The organism is Aeromonas sp. 2692-1, from assembly GCF_013085505.1.
Lineage (GTDB): Bacteria > Pseudomonadota > Gammaproteobacteria > Enterobacterales > Aeromonadaceae > Aeromonas > Aeromonas hydrophila.
The window spans coordinates 825756-842084 of the sequence record NZ_CP038513.1; the positions used below are offsets into that span (position 1 = coordinate 825756).

The 16329-nt window shown below is 63.2% G+C and carries 14 protein-coding genes; 8 read left to right on the plus strand and 6 right to left on the minus strand.

The features are described 5' to 3' along the window. On the minus strand, positions 1-864 hold the full coding sequence (locus tag E5E97_RS04090) for a sensor domain-containing diguanylate cyclase (protein ID WP_162901760.1): 864 nt from the start codon (positions 862-864) through the stop codon (positions 1-3). A gap of 70 nt (positions 865-934) precedes the next feature. Beyond that, positions 935-1648: a 3-deoxy-D-manno-octulosonic acid kinase gene (locus E5E97_RS04095; RefSeq protein WP_011704082.1), complete on the minus strand. Its 714-nt coding sequence runs from the start codon at positions 1646-1648 to the stop codon at positions 935-937. A gap of 164 nt (positions 1649-1812) precedes the next feature. On the opposite strand from E5E97_RS04095, the gene E5E97_RS04100 reads away from it, so the two are divergent. From E5E97_RS04100 to E5E97_RS04130, 7 genes are all read left to right on the plus strand, one after another. Continuing rightward, positions 1813-2895, plus strand: coding sequence for a glycosyltransferase family 9 protein (locus tag E5E97_RS04100; protein ID WP_118882208.1), 1083 nt, complete (start codon positions 1813-1815; stop codon positions 2893-2895). Between the two features lie 271 nt (positions 2896-3166). Then, positions 3167-3793 carry a guanylate kinase gene (gene gmk / locus E5E97_RS04105; RefSeq protein ID WP_171279903.1) on the plus strand — a complete coding sequence of 209 codons (627 nt, stop codon included), beginning with the start codon at positions 3167-3169 and terminating at the stop codon, positions 3791-3793. Between the two features lie 79 nt (positions 3794-3872). Then, the gene (gene rpoZ / locus E5E97_RS04110; RefSeq protein WP_005307060.1) at positions 3873-4148 is read left to right on the plus strand and encodes a DNA-directed RNA polymerase subunit omega; all 276 of its coding nucleotides are present in this window, start codon (positions 3873-3875) and stop codon (positions 4146-4148) included. A 137-nt stretch (positions 4149-4285) separates the two neighbouring features. Next, positions 4286-6403 carry a bifunctional GTP diphosphokinase/guanosine-3',5'-bis pyrophosphate 3'-pyrophosphohydrolase gene (gene spoT / locus E5E97_RS04115; RefSeq protein WP_011704079.1) on the plus strand — a complete coding sequence of 706 codons (2118 nt, stop codon included), beginning with the start codon at positions 4286-4288 and terminating at the stop codon, positions 6401-6403. A gap of 171 nt (positions 6404-6574) precedes the next feature. Next, positions 6575-7318 (plus strand): tRNA (guanosine(18)-2'-O)-methyltransferase TrmH, encoded by a 744-nt coding sequence (gene trmH / locus E5E97_RS04120; protein ID WP_162901759.1) that lies wholly within the window; start codon positions 6575-6577, stop codon positions 7316-7318. After that, complete coding sequence (locus E5E97_RS04125; protein ID WP_101616829.1) at positions 7308-8348, plus strand: alpha/beta fold hydrolase; 1041 nt, start codon at positions 7308-7310, stop codon at positions 8346-8348. The genes trmH and E5E97_RS04125 overlap by 11 nt, the downstream gene beginning before the upstream one ends. Positions 8349-8441: 93 nt before the next feature. Next, positions 8442-9254, plus strand: coding sequence for a Cof-type HAD-IIB family hydrolase (locus tag E5E97_RS04130; RefSeq protein WP_029305093.1), 813 nt, complete (start codon positions 8442-8444; stop codon positions 9252-9254). A gap of 47 nt (positions 9255-9301) precedes the next feature. Here E5E97_RS04130 and E5E97_RS04135 read toward each other — a convergent pair whose 3' ends face one another. From E5E97_RS04135 to E5E97_RS04150, 4 genes are read right to left on the minus strand one after another with little or no spacing between them, the layout of a single operon-like run. Further along, positions 9302-9616, minus strand: coding sequence for a hypothetical protein (locus E5E97_RS04135; RefSeq protein ID WP_118880082.1), 315 nt, complete (start codon positions 9614-9616; stop codon positions 9302-9304). A gap of 51 nt (positions 9617-9667) precedes the next feature. Continuing rightward, positions 9668-10945, minus strand: a complete 1278-nt coding sequence (locus tag E5E97_RS04140; RefSeq protein WP_118880081.1) for a sigma-54 dependent transcriptional regulator — start codon at positions 10943-10945, stop codon at positions 9668-9670. Further along, complete coding sequence (locus tag E5E97_RS04145) at positions 10929-13361, minus strand: ATP-binding protein (RefSeq protein ID WP_118880080.1); 2433 nt, start codon at positions 13359-13361, stop codon at positions 10929-10931. Before E5E97_RS04145 ends, E5E97_RS04140 begins: the two co-directional genes overlap by 17 nt. Then, positions 13358-14617, minus strand: a complete 1260-nt coding sequence (locus E5E97_RS04150; protein ID WP_162901758.1) for an ABC transporter substrate-binding protein — start codon at positions 14615-14617, stop codon at positions 13358-13360. The genes E5E97_RS04145 and E5E97_RS04150 overlap by 4 nt, the downstream gene beginning before the upstream one ends. Before the next feature lie 313 nt (positions 14618-14930). On the opposite strand from E5E97_RS04150, the gene E5E97_RS04155 reads away from it, so the two are divergent. After that, positions 14931-16268 (plus strand): MFS transporter, encoded by a 1338-nt coding sequence (locus E5E97_RS04155; protein WP_042064413.1) that lies wholly within the window; start codon positions 14931-14933, stop codon positions 16266-16268. Positions 16269-16329 lie beyond the last annotated feature (61 nt).

Genomic DNA, 16329 nt, shown 5'->3' on the forward strand with positions numbered 1-16329 from the left:
TCAGCCGACGACGGTATTGTGCTCCCGTCTGGCCTGACCGTGGCAGGTGGCCAGCCGGGCCAGCAGGTGATCGATCTGCTCGCTGACCTGGCTCTGCACCAGGCCGATGCTGACGGTCACCGGTCGCTGCGGCAGCAGGCTGGCATCGGCGATCTCGAGGCGCAGCCGCTCGGCAATCTCGAGGCCGCTCAACCGATCGGTCTGGGAGAGCATCAGGATGAAGCCGTCTTCGTCCCAGCGGGCGAAGGGGTCTTCCCGCCGCAGTTCGTGACGCACGATACGGGCCAGCTTGGCCAGCATGGCATCGCAGGCCACCTCGCCGAACAGCTGCTGGATCTTGGCCCTGTGGTCGACGCTGAATTGCAGCAGGCTGAAGCTGCCGCTCTCGCTGGCCAGCCGCTCATCGAGCAACAGCTCGAAGTGGCTACGGCTCTCCAGCCCGGTGAGGGGATCGGTACCGTGCCGCTCCTCCACCAGCAGTGTCTGTGAGTCGAGCAGACGCACCACCCCCAGCACCTGGCCGTGAACATCGCGCCGGGCCCGCTCCTCCAACCGAACATAGTGGCCGTCGTGATGCAGGATGCGGTATTCGAGCCGGATCTGGGCCACCCGCCCGCTCTGGCAGGCGGTCAGCGCCTCCTGCAGGCTTCCCACGTCATCGGGGTGCACCCGCTCCAGCCAGCCGAGATCGTCCAGACCGGCTTCGTTCAATCCCAGCAGCCGCAGACAGGAGAGATCCCGCTGCACGCCCTGCTGCGGGCTCCAGCTCCAGAGCCCTGCCTCCAGCAAGGCGATGGCATCCGCCATCAGCGCCAGATCAAACCGGGTAATTGCCTCCCTGTGGGGAGCCTTGAGCATGTCCATCGAGCGCCTCGACACCGAATCTGAAGACCTTCTCAATAAGTAACATTGGCTCTCGCGCCGAGCAACAGGGTCAGCTCGCTTTTCCTTGATAGCCGTTCATCAGGGCCTGCCAGTTCTCCGGTACGAAATGGAAACTGGTATGCAACTGGGACTCCTTGTTGAAGGAGCGCAGCAACCGTTCCAGGTTAGCCTGCTGCCAGTTGCCGGGAGAGCGGATGGCCCCCTTGTCGAAGTCGATCACCCACACCTTGCCCTCCTTGTCGAGCAGCAGGTTGTGGCTGTTGAGATCGGCGTGATAGACACCTGCGTCGTGCAACCGGCGCACCGTCTGACCCACCTTGTGCCACACCTCGCCGGCGATCGGCCCCTGCTTGAGCAGGGCCACCAGATCCTTGGCGCCACGGATGCGCTCGATCAGGATGTCGGCCCGATAGAAGGGGCCCTGCTTGGCCATCCGGGCGGCAAACGGGCGCGGCACCGGCAATCCCTGGGCGCTCAACTTGGCCAGCAGCGTGTATTCGGCCATGGCACGGCTCGATTCAACCCCTTCGAACCAGAAGCGATCCCGCACCACCTTGCCCACCATGCCACCGCGATAGTAGTGACGCAGCACCAGATGGCGGGATTCATCCTTGACGAACCAGGTCACTCCGCGGCCGATGGAAGACCCTACCACCTGGCGATGTGTCTGCCACCAGGCCGGATCAAACAGCTCGGGAGAAGGGTCGCGAAACGCCCCTTCGGCGTACCAGCAGATCTGGTTGTGTTCGGTCTGAATTTGCATTTTTGGCGATTCCGGTCGGTCAGTCATGGCTACACAAGGCAAGGGCAGGCAACGGCAACACGGGCTTTGTCAGGGGCACCGGCTGCCGGTCGTGCGCAATTTTACAATCCACGGGGGAGTTTGCATAATGCCATCCATCCATTTTGCCACCATTGCGCCACATCATGCCGCTGTTCCAAACGCCGCCCTCCTCCATCTGCATCCTGCGGCTCTCCGCCATCGGCGACTGCTGCCACGCGCTGGCGCTGGTGCGCGTCATCCAGCGGGCCTGGCCGACGACCCGTATCACCTGGATCACCGGCAAGATTGAAGCGACGCTTTTTGCCGATCTGCCCGGGGTCGAAGTCATCGCCTTCGACAAGAGCAAGGGCTGGCGCGGCTATCGCGAGCTCTGGCAGACCCTCAGGGGACGCCAATTCGATGCCCTGCTGCACCTGCAGGCGGCCATGCGGGCCAGCATCGCCACCCTCGGCATCAAGGCCAAGGTCAAGCTCGGGTTTGATCGGGAGCGGGCCAGCGATGGCCAGTGGCTGTTCACCAACCACAAGGTGCCATCCCCCGCCTCGCCCCACGTGCTGGACGGCTTTCTCGCCTTCGCCAAAGAGCTCGGCATCCAGAATCTGACCCCGGACTGGCAACTGCTCATCAGCGCCGAGCACCAGGCCTGGGCGAAAGAGAAGATTGACGGCAAGCCGACCCTGCTCATCTGCGCCGCCGCCAGCAAGGCATTCAAGAACTGGACTGCCGCCGGCTATGCCGCGCTGGCGGATCACGCCGCAGACAAGGGCTTTCAAGTCTATCTGTGCGGCGGGCCGGCCAAACTGGAGCGGGATCTGGCCGCCGATATTCAACGGCTGAGCCACAGCAAGCCGGTGGATCTGGTGGGGCAGACCAACCTCAAGCAGTTGCTGGCGCTGATCAAGGAGGCCAGCCTGGTGCTGGCCCCCGATACCGGCCCCACCCACATGGCTACCCTGGTGGGTACGCCGGTGCTCGGCCTCTATGCCCACCACAACCCGGAGCGGACCGGCCCCTATCTGTGCCGCGACTACGCGGTCAGCGTCTATCAGGAGCTGGTCGAGCAGGAGACCGGCAAGCCGCTGGCCGAGCTCGGCTGGCGCACCCGCCTCAAGGATCCGGACGCCATGAGCAAGATAACCCGCGAGCGGGTCATCGCCGCCTTCGACCGGCTCTGCGCCGATCGCCAGCTGCTCACCGGACAGCAACTCGGAATTTCCGAGCAGTGAAGCAGGGATAATCTGCTGGCCCACCCACACGGCGGTAGGCAGAATGGCGGCTGATGTGGGTGACGCTCCCGCAGCAAGCTACGAATACTTTGATCGGCTGGAATATGATTCCGGCCGTTTTTTTATCCGCCACCTTCTGTTAAAATTCGCCGCCTTTACATCCCTCTTAATTCAAGAATTTTCCGCGTTTCGGATTTGGCTGTCTCCCTTTCGGGCACAAGACGGCGGCCTCTGCTACAACCAAAACACGGTCTCGCTTAAAGGTACAGACATGGCGCAACAAGGCACTCTCTATATCATCTCCTCCCCGAGCGGAGCGGGTAAATCCAGCCTGCTCAATGCCTTGCTGACTAACCACAATCAAGCTGGCAAGATGCAGCTGTCGGTTTCCCACACCACCCGCGCCACCCGTCCCGGTGAAGAGCACGGGGTGCACTACCACTTCGTCAAGGTGGAAGAGTTCAAGGCGCTGATCGAGCGCGGCGACTTTCTGGAGTGGGCCGAGGTGTTCGGCAACTACTACGGCACCTCCCGCGCCGCCATCGAAGCCTGCCTGGCGCAGGGGATCGACGTGTTCCTCGATATCGACTGGCAGGGCGCCCGCCAGATCCGTGAACAGATGCCGACCAAGTCCATCTTCATCCTGCCGCCCAGCCGCGAAGAGCTGGAGCGTCGCCTGATCGGCCGCGGCCAGGACAGTGCCGAGGTGATCAAGGGCCGGATGGAGAAAGCCATTGCCGAAATGGTGCACTATGACGAGTATGACTATGTCATCATCAACGAAGACTTTGAGCAGGCACTGTTCCAGCTGAGGGCCGTCATCGAGTGCCAACGGCTGGAATTGCGCCAGCAGCAGCAGGCCCAACAAAACTTGCTGCAACAGCTACTGGCAGAATAGGCCAAAAACAAGTAAACTTTTGCGTCATTTTTAAACACCGCTTTTTTAAACCGAGAAAGCCCAAACACTGGAGTCCTGCATGGCACGCGTTACTGTAGAAGATGCTGTAAAACAGGTAGGTAACCGTTTTGACCTGGTGCTGGTCGCCGCCCGCCGCGCCCGCCAAATCGCGGTTCAAGGCAAAGATCCCCTGGTTGACGAAGAGAACGACAAGCCGACCGTGATCGCCCTGCGCGAGATCGAACTGGGTCTGGTGAACAACCAGGTGATGGACACCCAGGACCGTTACGAGCAGCAAGAGCAGGAAGCCGCCGAGCTGGCTGCCGTTGCTGCCATCGCCGAAGGCCGCGGTTAAGTCAGTTATTTCTTATAGTCGGCGCCCGCCCGGGTGCCGACTGTTCTCCCCCATTTACAACCGCTCGAAAACCTCGCAAACTCAGGACTATACCCTCTATATCCACGGATTGCCGTTTCACCGCTGCGGGGACTGTCTTGTATTTATTTGAAAATCTTAAAGAAATAGCCAGTTCCTACCTGCCACCCGAGCAGGTGGAGAAGCTCAGGCAAGCCTATGTGGTGGCCCGTGATGCTCACCAGGGACAGATGCGTTCCAGCGGCGAGCCCTATATCACCCACCCGGTTGCCGTTGCCCGCATTCTTGGCGACATGCGCCTCGATCATGAAACCCTGATGGCCGCCGTGCTGCACGACGTCATCGAAGATACCCCTGTCACCAAGGCCGATCTGGCCGAACTGTTTGGCGATGCCGTCGCCGAGCTGGTAGCGGGCGTCTCCAAGCTCGACAAGCTGAAGTTTCGCGATCGCAAGGAGGCCCAGGCCGAGAACTTCCGCAAGATGGTGATGGCCATGACCCAGGATATCCGGGTCATTCTGATCAAGCTGGCCGACCGCACCCACAACATGCGCACCCTGGGCTCCCTGCGACCGGACAAACGCCGCCGCATCGCCCGGGAAACCCTCGAAATCTTCGCCCCCATCGCCAACCGCCTCGGTATTCACACCATGAAGAACGAGCTGGAAGAGCTGGGCTTCGAGGCGCTCTACCCCATGCGCTCGCGCGTGCTGCGCGAATCGGTGCGCCGCGCCCGCGGCAATCGCCGCGAAATCATCGACTCCATCCAGAGCGAGATTGAAGGCCGGCTGCGCGAGGCTGGCATCGAATCCCAGGTCAGCGGCCGCGAGAAGAACCTGTTCTCCATCTACAACAAGATGGAGAAAAAAGAGCTGCAATTTCATGAGGTAATGGATATCTACGCCTTTCGTGTGAGGGTGAAGGACATAGATACCTGTTACCGGGTGCTGGGCCAGATGCACAGTCTCTACAAGCCCCGCCCCGGCCGCTTCAAGGATTACATCGCCATCCCCAAGACCAACGGCTACCAGTCGCTGCACACCTCCCTGGTGGGGCCGCACGGGGTGCCGGTGGAGGTGCAGATCCGCACCGAATTCATGGATCAGATGGCCGACAAGGGCGTCGCCGCCCACTGGGCCTACAAGCAGGATGGCGACAGCTCGGGTACTACCGCCCAGATCCGCGCCCAGCGCTGGATGCAGAGCCTGCTCGAGCTGCAGCAAAGTGCCGGCAGCTCCTTTGAATTCATCGAGGGGGTCAAGACCGACCTCTTCCCCGACGAGATCTACGTGTTCACCCCCGAAGGCCGCATCATGGAGCTGCCCGCCGGGGCTACCCCGGTGGACTTCGCCTACACGGTACACACCGACATCGGCCACGCCTGCGTCGGCTCGCGGGTCGATCGCCACCCCTATCCGCTGAGCAGCCCGCTGCACTCCGGCCAGACGGTGGAGATCATCACGGCGCCGGGGGCTCGCCCCAACGCGGCCTGGCTCAACTTCGTGGTGACCACCAAGGCCCGCTCCAAGATCCGCCAGTTCCTCAAGAACCTGCGCACCGAAGAGTCGGTGGTGCTGGGTCGCCGCCTGCTCAACCATGCGCTCGGCGCCAAGAACATCGAAGACATCCCGGAGCCGCGCATCAAGCAGGTGCTGGCCGACACCAAGCACGAAAACCTGCAGGGCCTGCTGGCCGACGTGGGCCTTGGCAACGCCATGAGCGTGATGGTGGCGCGCCGCATGCTGGGGGATGAACTGCCGCCGGAAGAGCAGCCCAAGTCCAGCAGCAAGAAGATGCCGATCAAGGGGGCCGACGGCATGCTGGTCACCTTCGCCAACTGCTGCCGCCCGATCCCGGGGGACGCCATCATCGCCCACATCAGCCCGGGCAAGGGCCTGGTTATCCACCAGGAAGCCTGCCGCAACATCAAGGGCTATAGCAAGGAACCGGACAAGTACCTGCCGGTGCAGTGGGAAGTGGACAAGGAGCAGGAACAGGAGTTCCGCACCGGTATCAGCATCGAGATCGTCAACCACCAGGGCGCCCTGGCGGAGCTGGCCAACGTGATTGCCGCCACCGGCGCCAACATTCACGCCATCAGCACCGAGGAGAAGGATGGCCGGGTCTATCTGGTCACCCTGCTCATCACCACCAAGAGCCGGATCCACCTTGCCAACATCATGCGCAAGATCCGGGTGATGCCGAACGTGCTCAAGGTGAGCCGACAGAAAAACTGACCACAGGCGGCGCAAGCCGCCTGCTGCTTTTCAAGAGACAAGCTTGACCCAGCGCCGGCATAACCGCGGAACGCGTCGAACGAATTTACGACAGGCTGGCCCGGTGCCAGCCCGATTTGATCCTGTGCATGCAAGCGATGCGTGCACACACCTCACGACATAGAAACCGATATGACTCCTGAACGCTTCAAGCGCATCACCGACATGCTGGCCCAGCGCCAGCTCGATCTGACCGTCTGCATGGAAGAGGTCCACAAGCCGCACAACCTGGCCGCCATCGTGCGTACCGCCGATGCCATCGGCATCCACAGGGTGCATGCGGTCTGGCCCAAGAGCTGGATCCACAAGCGCAAGGGCACGGCCCGCGGCAGCCAGAACTGGGTGGATGTGAAGCTGCACCCGGACATCGGCAGTGCAGTGGCCGAGCTGAAAGCCTCCGGCATGCAGATCCTGGCGACCCACCTCTCCGACAGCTCGGTGGATTTTCGCGCCATCGACTACACCAAACCCACCGCCATCCTGGTGGGTCAGGAGAAGCACGGCATCGGCGAAGAGGCGCTGGCCCTGGCCGATCACCATATCGTCATCCCCATGGTGGGCATGGTGCAGTCTCTCAACGTCTCGGTAGCCGCCGCCGCCATCCTCTATGAGGCCCAACGCCAGCGCGAACTGGCCGGCTGCTACCAGCGCGGCTGCCCGCTCGACCAGGAGGAGCAGAACAGCATACTGTTTGAGGGGGGCTACCCCATCTATGCCCAGCTCTGCAAAGAGAAAGAGATGCCCTACCCCCAGCTCGGCCCGGCCGGCGAAATCCTGGCGGACGAGCAGTGGTGGCAGCAGATGCAGCTGACCCGCAAGGGCTGGGCCGCCCAGCAATCGGATGACCCCTCGGAAGAGTACGCTGATGAAGCTTAACCACCTGCCCCTGCTGGCCCTGACCCTGTTTTCTGCCGGAGCCCTCGCCGTGAACAATCCCTATCAGCTGACGCCGGAAGCCGACGTCGCTACCCTTCATCAGCAGACCCTGCCCGACTTCTGGCGCCAGCACGCCGTCGAGAGCGCCTTCAAGGGCAAGGACGGGGTCACCATCCGCTATGCCGCCCTGCGCCAGGCCAAGGTCGATCGCGCCATCCTCATCGTCAACGGCCGGGTCGAAAGCTACCTCAAGTATCAGGAGCTGGCCTGGGATCTGTGGCGTCAGGGCTACAGCCTCTACCTCATCGACCACCGCGGGCAGGGTTTGTCCGATCGGCTGCTGGCCGACCAGGAGAAGGGCTATGTCGACCAGTTCGACGATTATGTGCTCGATCTCAAGCAGTTTCATGACGAGGTGATCGCCCAGGACCAGCCCGCCAAGCTGTTCCTGCTGGCCCACTCCATGGGCGGCGCCATCTCGGCCCGCTATCTGGAGCGCTGGCCCGATGATATCGAGGCGGCCGTGCTCTCCTCCCCCATGATGGGCATCAATCTCGGCGGCCTGCCCAAGTGGCTGGCCAAGGGGCTGGCAGCCACCATCGGCACGGTCGGCGGCTGGCTGGGTGAGCCTCCCTACGGCCCGGGTCAGGGCCCGTACGAGAGCCACGACTTTGCCGACAACGGTCTGAGCCACAGCGAAGCCCGCTATCAGGCCTTCCGCGAGCTCTATGAGCAGCGCCCGCAGATCAAGTTGGGGGGCGCCACCGCCCACTGGATCTATCAGGGGCTGACGGGGGCGGACGCCGCCGTGGCCGAGGCCGGCGCCATCAAGACGCCGCTGCTGCTGCTGCAGGCCGGCGACGACGGCGTGGTGGACAACGCCGCGCAGGATGCCTTCTGCGCACTCGCTCGCTGCGAGGGAGGCAAACCGCTGCGCATAGAAGGGGCCTGGCACGAGCTGTTCATGGAGGCCGATCCCCAGCGCCAGGCCGCGCTCAACGCGACTCTGGCCTTCTTCGCACGCTACTAGCGGCTGGTTATTTTTTGTATCCCTAAATAAATGGGGTCGCGGGAGCGGTTGCTGTACACTGCTCCCGCTTTCATTCGTAACCCCGAGGTGATGATGTATAAGGTCGTTGTATCCGATCTCGATGGCACCCTGCTCAACGGGCAGCACCAGATCTCCCCCCGCACCCGCGATACCCTGCACCGTCTGGTGGATCAGGGGATCAAGTTCGTGGTGGCCACCGGCCGTCACCATGTGGATGTACGCAGCATCCGCGACACGCTCGGGCTCGACATCTATCTCATCACCTCCAATGGCGCCGTGGTGCACGACAAGCAGGATCAGCTGATCTTCAACCAGGCCCTGCCGGACAGCGTGGCGGCCGAGCTGATCGCGCTGGAGCGCGACCCCTCCATCCACATCAACCTCTACTACGGCGACGAGTGGCTGGTGGAAGAAGAGATGCCCTGGCTGCTGCAGTTCCATCATGAATCCGGCTTCAGCTATCGCCTGACCGATCTCGCCAGCCACCCGCTGGACAAGGTCAACAAGGTGTTTTACATCGGCGAGCACGAGAAGCTGCTGCAGATCGAGGCAGAGCTGAACCAGCGTTATGGTGATCGGCTCAACGTCACCTTCTCCCTGCCGGACTGCCTCGAGGTGATGCACGCCGGGGTGCACAAGGGCAATGCCGTGCGCGCCGTGCTGGAGCAGCACGGGCTAGAGATGTCCCAGGCGGTGGCCTTCGGCGACGGCATGAACGACTTCGAGATGCTGAGCATGGTCGGCCGCGGCGTGGTGATGGGCAATGCCCACGACCGGCTCAAGCTGGCGCTGGCCAATCACGAACAGACCCTGAGCTCCGACGAGGATGGCGTTGCCGTCTATCTGGAGCAGCTGTTCGCCCTGCAGGGCGTCAACGTCGCCTGAGACAAGGCGCCATGAGCAGTTCTGCGGCTCATGGCGCACGACCCCATTCAGCGGCTGAAGCGATGCCCGCAGACCCCGCAGCAATACTGGCGGGACAGGCGTCGATCCAGGGTACGCCCCAGCCACCAGCCCAGCCCTCCCCCTATCAATCCTCCCAGCACGGCACCACCCAACGCTCCCGCCAGGGCACCGACGACAGTACCGACACCACCCAGCACCGAGCCCGTTGCAGCCCCCATCCTGGCGAGCGTGGCGGCGCAGGCATAGCCGCCCGCAGCCCCCAAGCCCAGGCCGCAGGCTCGCTTCACCCGTTCATCCTCGATCCGTACTACCCCTTCACTCATGCAGTGCGGGCATCTCATGGTGTGCTCCTGTGCGGATAACCGTCCGAACGACTCGACCGGCAGCCGGGCTCAGGTGGCCGGCTTGAACCGATCCTTGTCGAGCTGGTGCTTCTTCATGCGCAGATAGAGCTTCTTGCGCGGAATGCCGAGGTACTGGGCGGCATCGGACACCCGGCCGGAAAAGAGGAACAGGGTATCCTCGATCACCCGCCGCTCGAACTCCTCCACCAGGTCGTCCAGCGGCTCCTTGCCGCTGGCCAGGGGGATAACCTGCTCCGCGCCGGCCAGCTTGACGATGCCCACCGCATAGAGCTCGGCCACGTTGCGCAGCTCGCGCAGGTTGCCGGGCCACTGATGCCGCTTGAGCGTCTCCAGATAGGCGCGGTCCACCGCCGGCACCGGCCGGCCGATGCGTTTGCAGCCCTGTCGCAGAAAGGCCCGGAACAGGGGGATGATGTCACAGCTGCGCTCCACCAGCCGGGGCAGCTTGAGCCGCACCTGGGAGAGGAAATAGTAGAGCTCCGGCATCAGTTGCTGGCGCTCCACCAGCGCCTCCGGCGACTCGTCAAACAACCCTATGGTACGCAGCGACTTGCTCCCCTTGCGCTCCTGATCCAGCAGGTGGTTGCCGAGCCAGCGCTGGCAGTCGGCACTCAGGCGGGCCGGGGATTGCAGCACCAGGGTACCCTGCCCCGCCTGTGCCAGGCTGGCCTGCACTTCCGCCAGGCTGGGGGCCGAGACACAGTCATGCAGCTGGAAGGCTTGCTCCCGGCGAGCGCTTATCCGGTGCAGCAGCCGGGCCAGGGTGTGACGGCCCGAGCCGGCAGGCCCTTCCAGCAGCAAGTCCTTGTCGGTCTGTGCCAGCTGGTTGAGCTGGCTGCGAAGCGCCACTATCTGTGGACTGGTGCCGATCAGCTCGTCATCCACCGTCGCCTGGATCTCGCTGCGGCGCGCCAGCACGGCGCTGCGCTGTCGGCAGGCCCGCTCCAGCAGGCCCAACAGATCCTGCGGATTGAGCGGTTTCTCCAGAAAGTCGAACGCCCCCTGCTTGACCGCCCGCACCGCCAGCGGGATGTCCCCGTGGCCGGTGATCATGATGACCGGGATCTCGGCGTCCAGCGCCTGCACGCTGGCCAGCAGGTCCATGCCGTTCATGGCCGGCATGTAGATGTCAGAGACCAGCACCCCTGGCCACTGATCGGCCAGCAGCGCCAGCGCCTCGTGGGGCGAAGTCGTCGCCCTGGGGTGGTAGCCGGAGAGCCGCAGCAGGTGGCAATAGGATTCCAGCACGTCCTCGTCATCGTCCACCAGCAGCACGTTGGCAGGACGGTTAGCGGGCAACAACATCGATGGCGTTCTCCTCGTTCTGATGGGCGACCGACCCGGCAGGGTCGGCCAACGCAAATTCCATGATCACCATGGCGCCGCCGGTCAGCGCCGATCCCAACATGATTTCGCCGCCACAACGGGCCAGCAGGGAGCGACAGATGGTCAGCCCCAACCCCAGTCCAACCTCCTTGGAGGTGGTGAAGGGGGTGAACAACCTCGGCAGGATGGCCTCGCTGAAGCCGGCGCCGCTGTCGACCACCGCCAGCCGCAGCCGGGCCTCGCTTCGTTCCAGCAACTGCAGCCGGATCTCGCGCCGCGCCAGCCCGGCCACCGCATCCAGACCGTTCACCAGCAAGTTCACCAGCACCTGCTCCAGCAGCACGGGGTCGGTCTCGAGCCAGAGTCCGTCCGGCAATTCGTTGCAGAGGATGCAACCATCGCGCTTTGCCCGCGTCTCCAGCAGCAGCATGGCCTGCTCAGCCAGCGACCCCAGCGCGAGCCGGACCCGCACCTCCTCGGCCGGCGACTTGCGGGCAAAGTGGCGCAGGGCGTTGATGATCCGACTCATGCGCCGCCCCAACTTGTCGAGCTTGCCCAGATCCTGGTCCAGCGCCTGCAGCTGACCGGCGGCGAGCGCCGTCCGGCTGGTGTAGAGGTAGGTCATCATCGCCGACAGCGGCTGGTTCAGCTCGTGGGCCAGGCTGGTCATCGCCTGCCCCACCACCGCCATCTTGGCCGCCTGGATCAGCTCATCCTGGGTCTGCAGCAGGGTGCGCTCCGCCTGCTGGCGCTGCACCACCTCCTCCGCCAGCAGCCGGTTGTTCTCGGTCAGCTCGCGGGTCCGCTCCGCCACCCGCAGGCTGAGCTCCCTGGCCGTCAGCTCCTGGCGGGTGACATCCGTGATGGTGATGATGAACCTGTACCCGCGCCCCTGCTCGAAGCGGCGCAGATTGAGGTGCAAAAAGCGGGGCGTCTCACCCAGCCCACAGGCCAGGGTGCACTCGCTGTGGCCGAACCGGTGCAGCGGCTGGCCTGCCCTGAACTGATCGGCCAGCACCGCCCCCGCCTCTGGCGGAAAGGCCTGCCACAACGGCTGACCCGGTTCGACACCGGTCTGCTGGAACAGGGTGAGCGCGCTCGGGTTGACCGACTCTATGGTGCCATCTGGATGGCAGGTGATGAGACAGGCCTGGGTGTTGTTGATGAGATTGAGGGCATTGGCCCGCTCCATCTGCTGCAACTGCAGGCTGAAGTGGCGCAGGCTGTCGCCCAGCCGGCCGATCTCGTCCCGGCCGCAGGTGCTGACCGGCACGTCCAGCCGGCCTGCCGCCACCCTGTCCAGCTCCTGTCCCAACAGGTCGAGCCGCTTGATCAGCCGGCGGCCGATCAACACCACCAGCACGAAGATGCTGAGCAACAGGGTGAGTGCCAGCACCACCAGGATCACCAGCTTGCCGGTCGCCACCAGCTGGCTGCTGTCTTCCCCCAGCGCACTGAGGGAGCGGTTGGCGTCACTCACCATCAGGCTGACCCGCTGGTGATAACGCGATACGGAATCGTCCAGCCGCGGCCGCAGAGCCGTCAGCTGTTGGTGGGTCAGCACATCCGCCAGCAGCAGCCGGTGCAGCGGGCCATCCGGCTTCACCAGGGTGATGATGTCCTGCAGGATCTGGCGATAGCTCACAGTCGAGGGGTACTCCGCCAGCCGCGAGGTCAGCGCATCTATCTCGTCAATCTTGTAGCCGATGAACAGGAAGGCGCTCTCCAGATCCTGCTGATAGCGCTGGGCGATCACCTCGCCCACCAGCGACTGCAGCTCATTCTCCTTGAAGGTGAGATCCTGCAGGGCGGAGAACTCCTTGATGACGTTGCCAAATTCGCTCATGTCGTCCGGGCTGGCCACCATGCTGGTCAGATGCCACTCAACCTCCTGCAGCAGAGGGGCGGCATCGTCCACCAGATCCTGGTGCAGCCAGTTGCTGCGCTTCTGCAACTGCTGCAGGGTTTCGGCGTGCTCGATCTGCTGCTTGAGGTAACGCCCGTGATCCGCCACCAGCGCGCTCAACTCCTCGAACGCCTGGCGCTGCGAGGGGGTCTGATCCCCCGGGGTGCCCAGCAGGTAGGCGCGCTGGATATCCCGCAGGGTGGTCGACACCGCGTTGGAGAGGCGCTGGTACTGCACCGGATCCCGGGTATCGCGCAGCTGGGCCAGCAACAACAACAGGCGGGAACTGGCCCGCTCCAGCTGGTAGGCGCCGTCGATGGCGGGCAGGCTCTCCTCCACGATGAGGTGGATCTGCCGGCCCAACCGATCCCACATCACATAGGCGGCCATGCCCATGGCACCGGTCAGGGCCGTGATGGTCACGAAGGCGAGGATGAGCCGCCGTCCCAGAGTGCGCGGCATGGCCAGCATGCGCCCCAGCCGGCTCATGGTCTGGCTGCCTGTTCGACCAGGCGCTGCGCCTCGTGCAGGCGCGCCTCGGTCGCCTGGCGCCACTGATGCATCACCCGCTCCGCCTGCGGATTGCCCTGCTCCCGGTCATAGAGGCCGTCAAACAGCGCCAGCAACGCCGGATCCTGCGCCTCCTGCTCGCTCAGCGGCGGTGTGCTCGCCTTGGCGACGGCCTGCTCCAGCAGCGCGACCCGCCAGGACTCGCCATGGGTATTCAGACCATTGATCCCCTGCCAGGTCATCTTCAGCCTGGGCAACTGCTGGGTGATGGTCTGCTCGAACAGGGCCTTGAGCAGACCGGCCCGCCGATAGAGCAGCGCCTTGTCGGTGACGTAGCGGGTCTGCCGGGCCAGCCGGGGTTGGCTCAAGGTGGCCTTGGCCATGCCGGGGGTCGCGATGATGGCTTGGCCGCGCTCGGAGAGCAGGTACTGGATGAACAGAGCCGCGCTGGCCGGCTGGGTACTGTGGCGTGCCACCCCCAGGTAGGTCGGCAGGATCACCGAGTCGGGCATGATGTTGAAGCCGACGTGATCGAAACGGGCCTGGCTGTTGAGGGCGTAGCTGTCGATCACCAGGCCGGCCCCCGCCAGACCCCGGCTGATGCCGTCGCTCACCCCGAAGCTGCGCGCCGTGATGGCCGACAGGTTGCCGCCCAGCCGCATCAGCAGGGCCCAACCCTGCTGCCAGCCATATTGCTGCAGCACGCTCTCTACCATCATGTGGGTGGTGCCGGACTGGGAGGGCGAGCTCATCATCACGTGCCCCATGAAGAGCGGGGACGCCAGTTGCTGCCAGGTGGTGGGCAGCGGCAGCTGATATTTGGCCAGATAATGGCGGTTATACATGATGCCGCTGCTGGAATAACCGACCACGGCCACTTTATTGCCCAGCCCAAGCGTATGAGGAGCGAGCCATTTGGGCGGCATAGTTTCATTTGGCAAAGCTGCCAGCAAACCGGCTTTGTCCAGCGTGTTAAAAAAAGTCGGCGATGACGACATGATAATATCGACTTTCGGTGCACCGGCTTCCGTTAATAAGCGCAGGGAGGGAATCGTGCGCCGATAAATAACCTCGATCCGGATCCCGGGATATTGTTCGGCAAAGCCCTCGATCACTGCCTTGACCGGCGCCTCAGAAAAGGAGGTAAGCACCGTCAGCGAGGCGGCCTGAAGGGTGCTGAATGGCAACAAAACACAGCCCATGAACAGGGCCAGCCGGCGGAAAACGAGGTGCATGACTATCGGTCGACTCGCGCTTTAATTCAGGATTATGTGCAGTACATCTAATATTTGGCACATGCCGTTATTTTTATTTCCACGAGGATGAGCCAGTTCTGACTCATTATGCCTCGGCATGCCGCTATTGTTATTCATCGAATATCAATAGGACAGTTCAAATATGTCATTTTTGACTCATGGTTTTCCCATGATTGAGTCAGAGTTGACCCATATCCGGCTTTTTGCCGGCTGAATTTCTCCCTTCATATGATGGCAGCCGCTATCAGAGCTCCCTCTGAAACCAAGCTGCCAAATATAAACGGAGAACCCCATGTTCAACTTTTTCAAGACGCGAGCCGACCTGCCGGTCATGGAAGCCTCGCCCGATAAAATCCGCTCCATTTACCGCAAGTACCAGTGGCAGGTCTTCCTGGGTCTGGTACTCGGTTACGCCATGTTCTATGTCGTGCGCATGAGCCTCAACGTGGTCAAGAAGCCCATGCTGGACTCCGGCGTGGTGACCCTGGAAGAGCTGGGGGTCATCGGTTCCGCCTTCCTGTTCACCTACGCCGTCGGCAAGTTCTCCAACGGTTTCCTCTCCGACTACGCCAACATAGGCCGCTTCATGTCGGTCTCGCTGGGGCTCTCGTCCATCTGCACCATCCTGATGGGCATGAACACCGCCACCTTCTTTCTGGTGCTGATGTGGGGCCTGAACGGCTGGTTCCAGTCCGTCGGGTCCGCCCCCTCCTGCGTCTCCATCTTCCAGTGGTTCTCCCCCAAGCAACGGGGCTCGGTCTACTCCATCTGGGGCGGCTCGCGCAACATAGGGGAAGGCATCTCCTGGATCCTGACCGCCACCATCGTCAGCTACTTCGGCTGGAAGGCCGGTTTCATCGGCGCTGGCATCGCCTCCCTGATCGCCGCCCTGTGCATGTATCTGGTGCTGAAAGATCGCCCGCAAACCTACGCCCTGCCGGAGCCAGCAGTCGCCTTTGGTGAATCACCCGAGATTGCCAAGAAGGTGGACCCGGCCGAAATCCGCCGCGCCCAGCTGTTCGTGCTCAAGCAGCCCGCCGTCTGGCTCATCGCTGCCGCCTGCGCCTGCATGTACATGTCCCGCTACGCCATGAGCTCCTGGGCCGTGCTCTACCTGCAGGAGCAGAAGGGCTACAGCCTGATCGACGCCGGCTTCGCCATGTCGGCCTATCCCATCGCCGGTTTCCTCGGCGCCATTCTGGCCGGGATCATCTCCGACAAGCTGTTCAACGCCAACCGCCACATCCCGACCCTGCTCTACGGCTTGGCCAACGTGGCCGGCATGTGCCTGATGTTCTGGGGCCCGCAGAGCCGCATGATGGATGCCGTCGCCCTCGCCCTGATCGGTTATGCCATCGGCGGGCTGGTGGTCTTCCTGGCCGGTCTCACCGCCTGCGACCTGATGCCCAAGACCGCAGTAGGCGCCGTGAAGGGCTTCATCGGCCTCTGCTCCTACATCGCCGCCTCCATCCAGGAGCTGGTCTCCGCCGCCCTGATCAAGACCAGCGAGATCGACGGCGTCACCCACTACGACTTCAGCAGCGCCCAGTACTTCTGGCTCGGAGCCTCCGTGGTCTCCATGCTGCTTGCCATGACGGTGTGGAACGCCAAGAAAGTCGTCAACCACTGATCCCCGTTCCGCACAAGGGTGGCCCGGCGGCCACCCTTGTGCATTTTCCTCGCAACAGGAG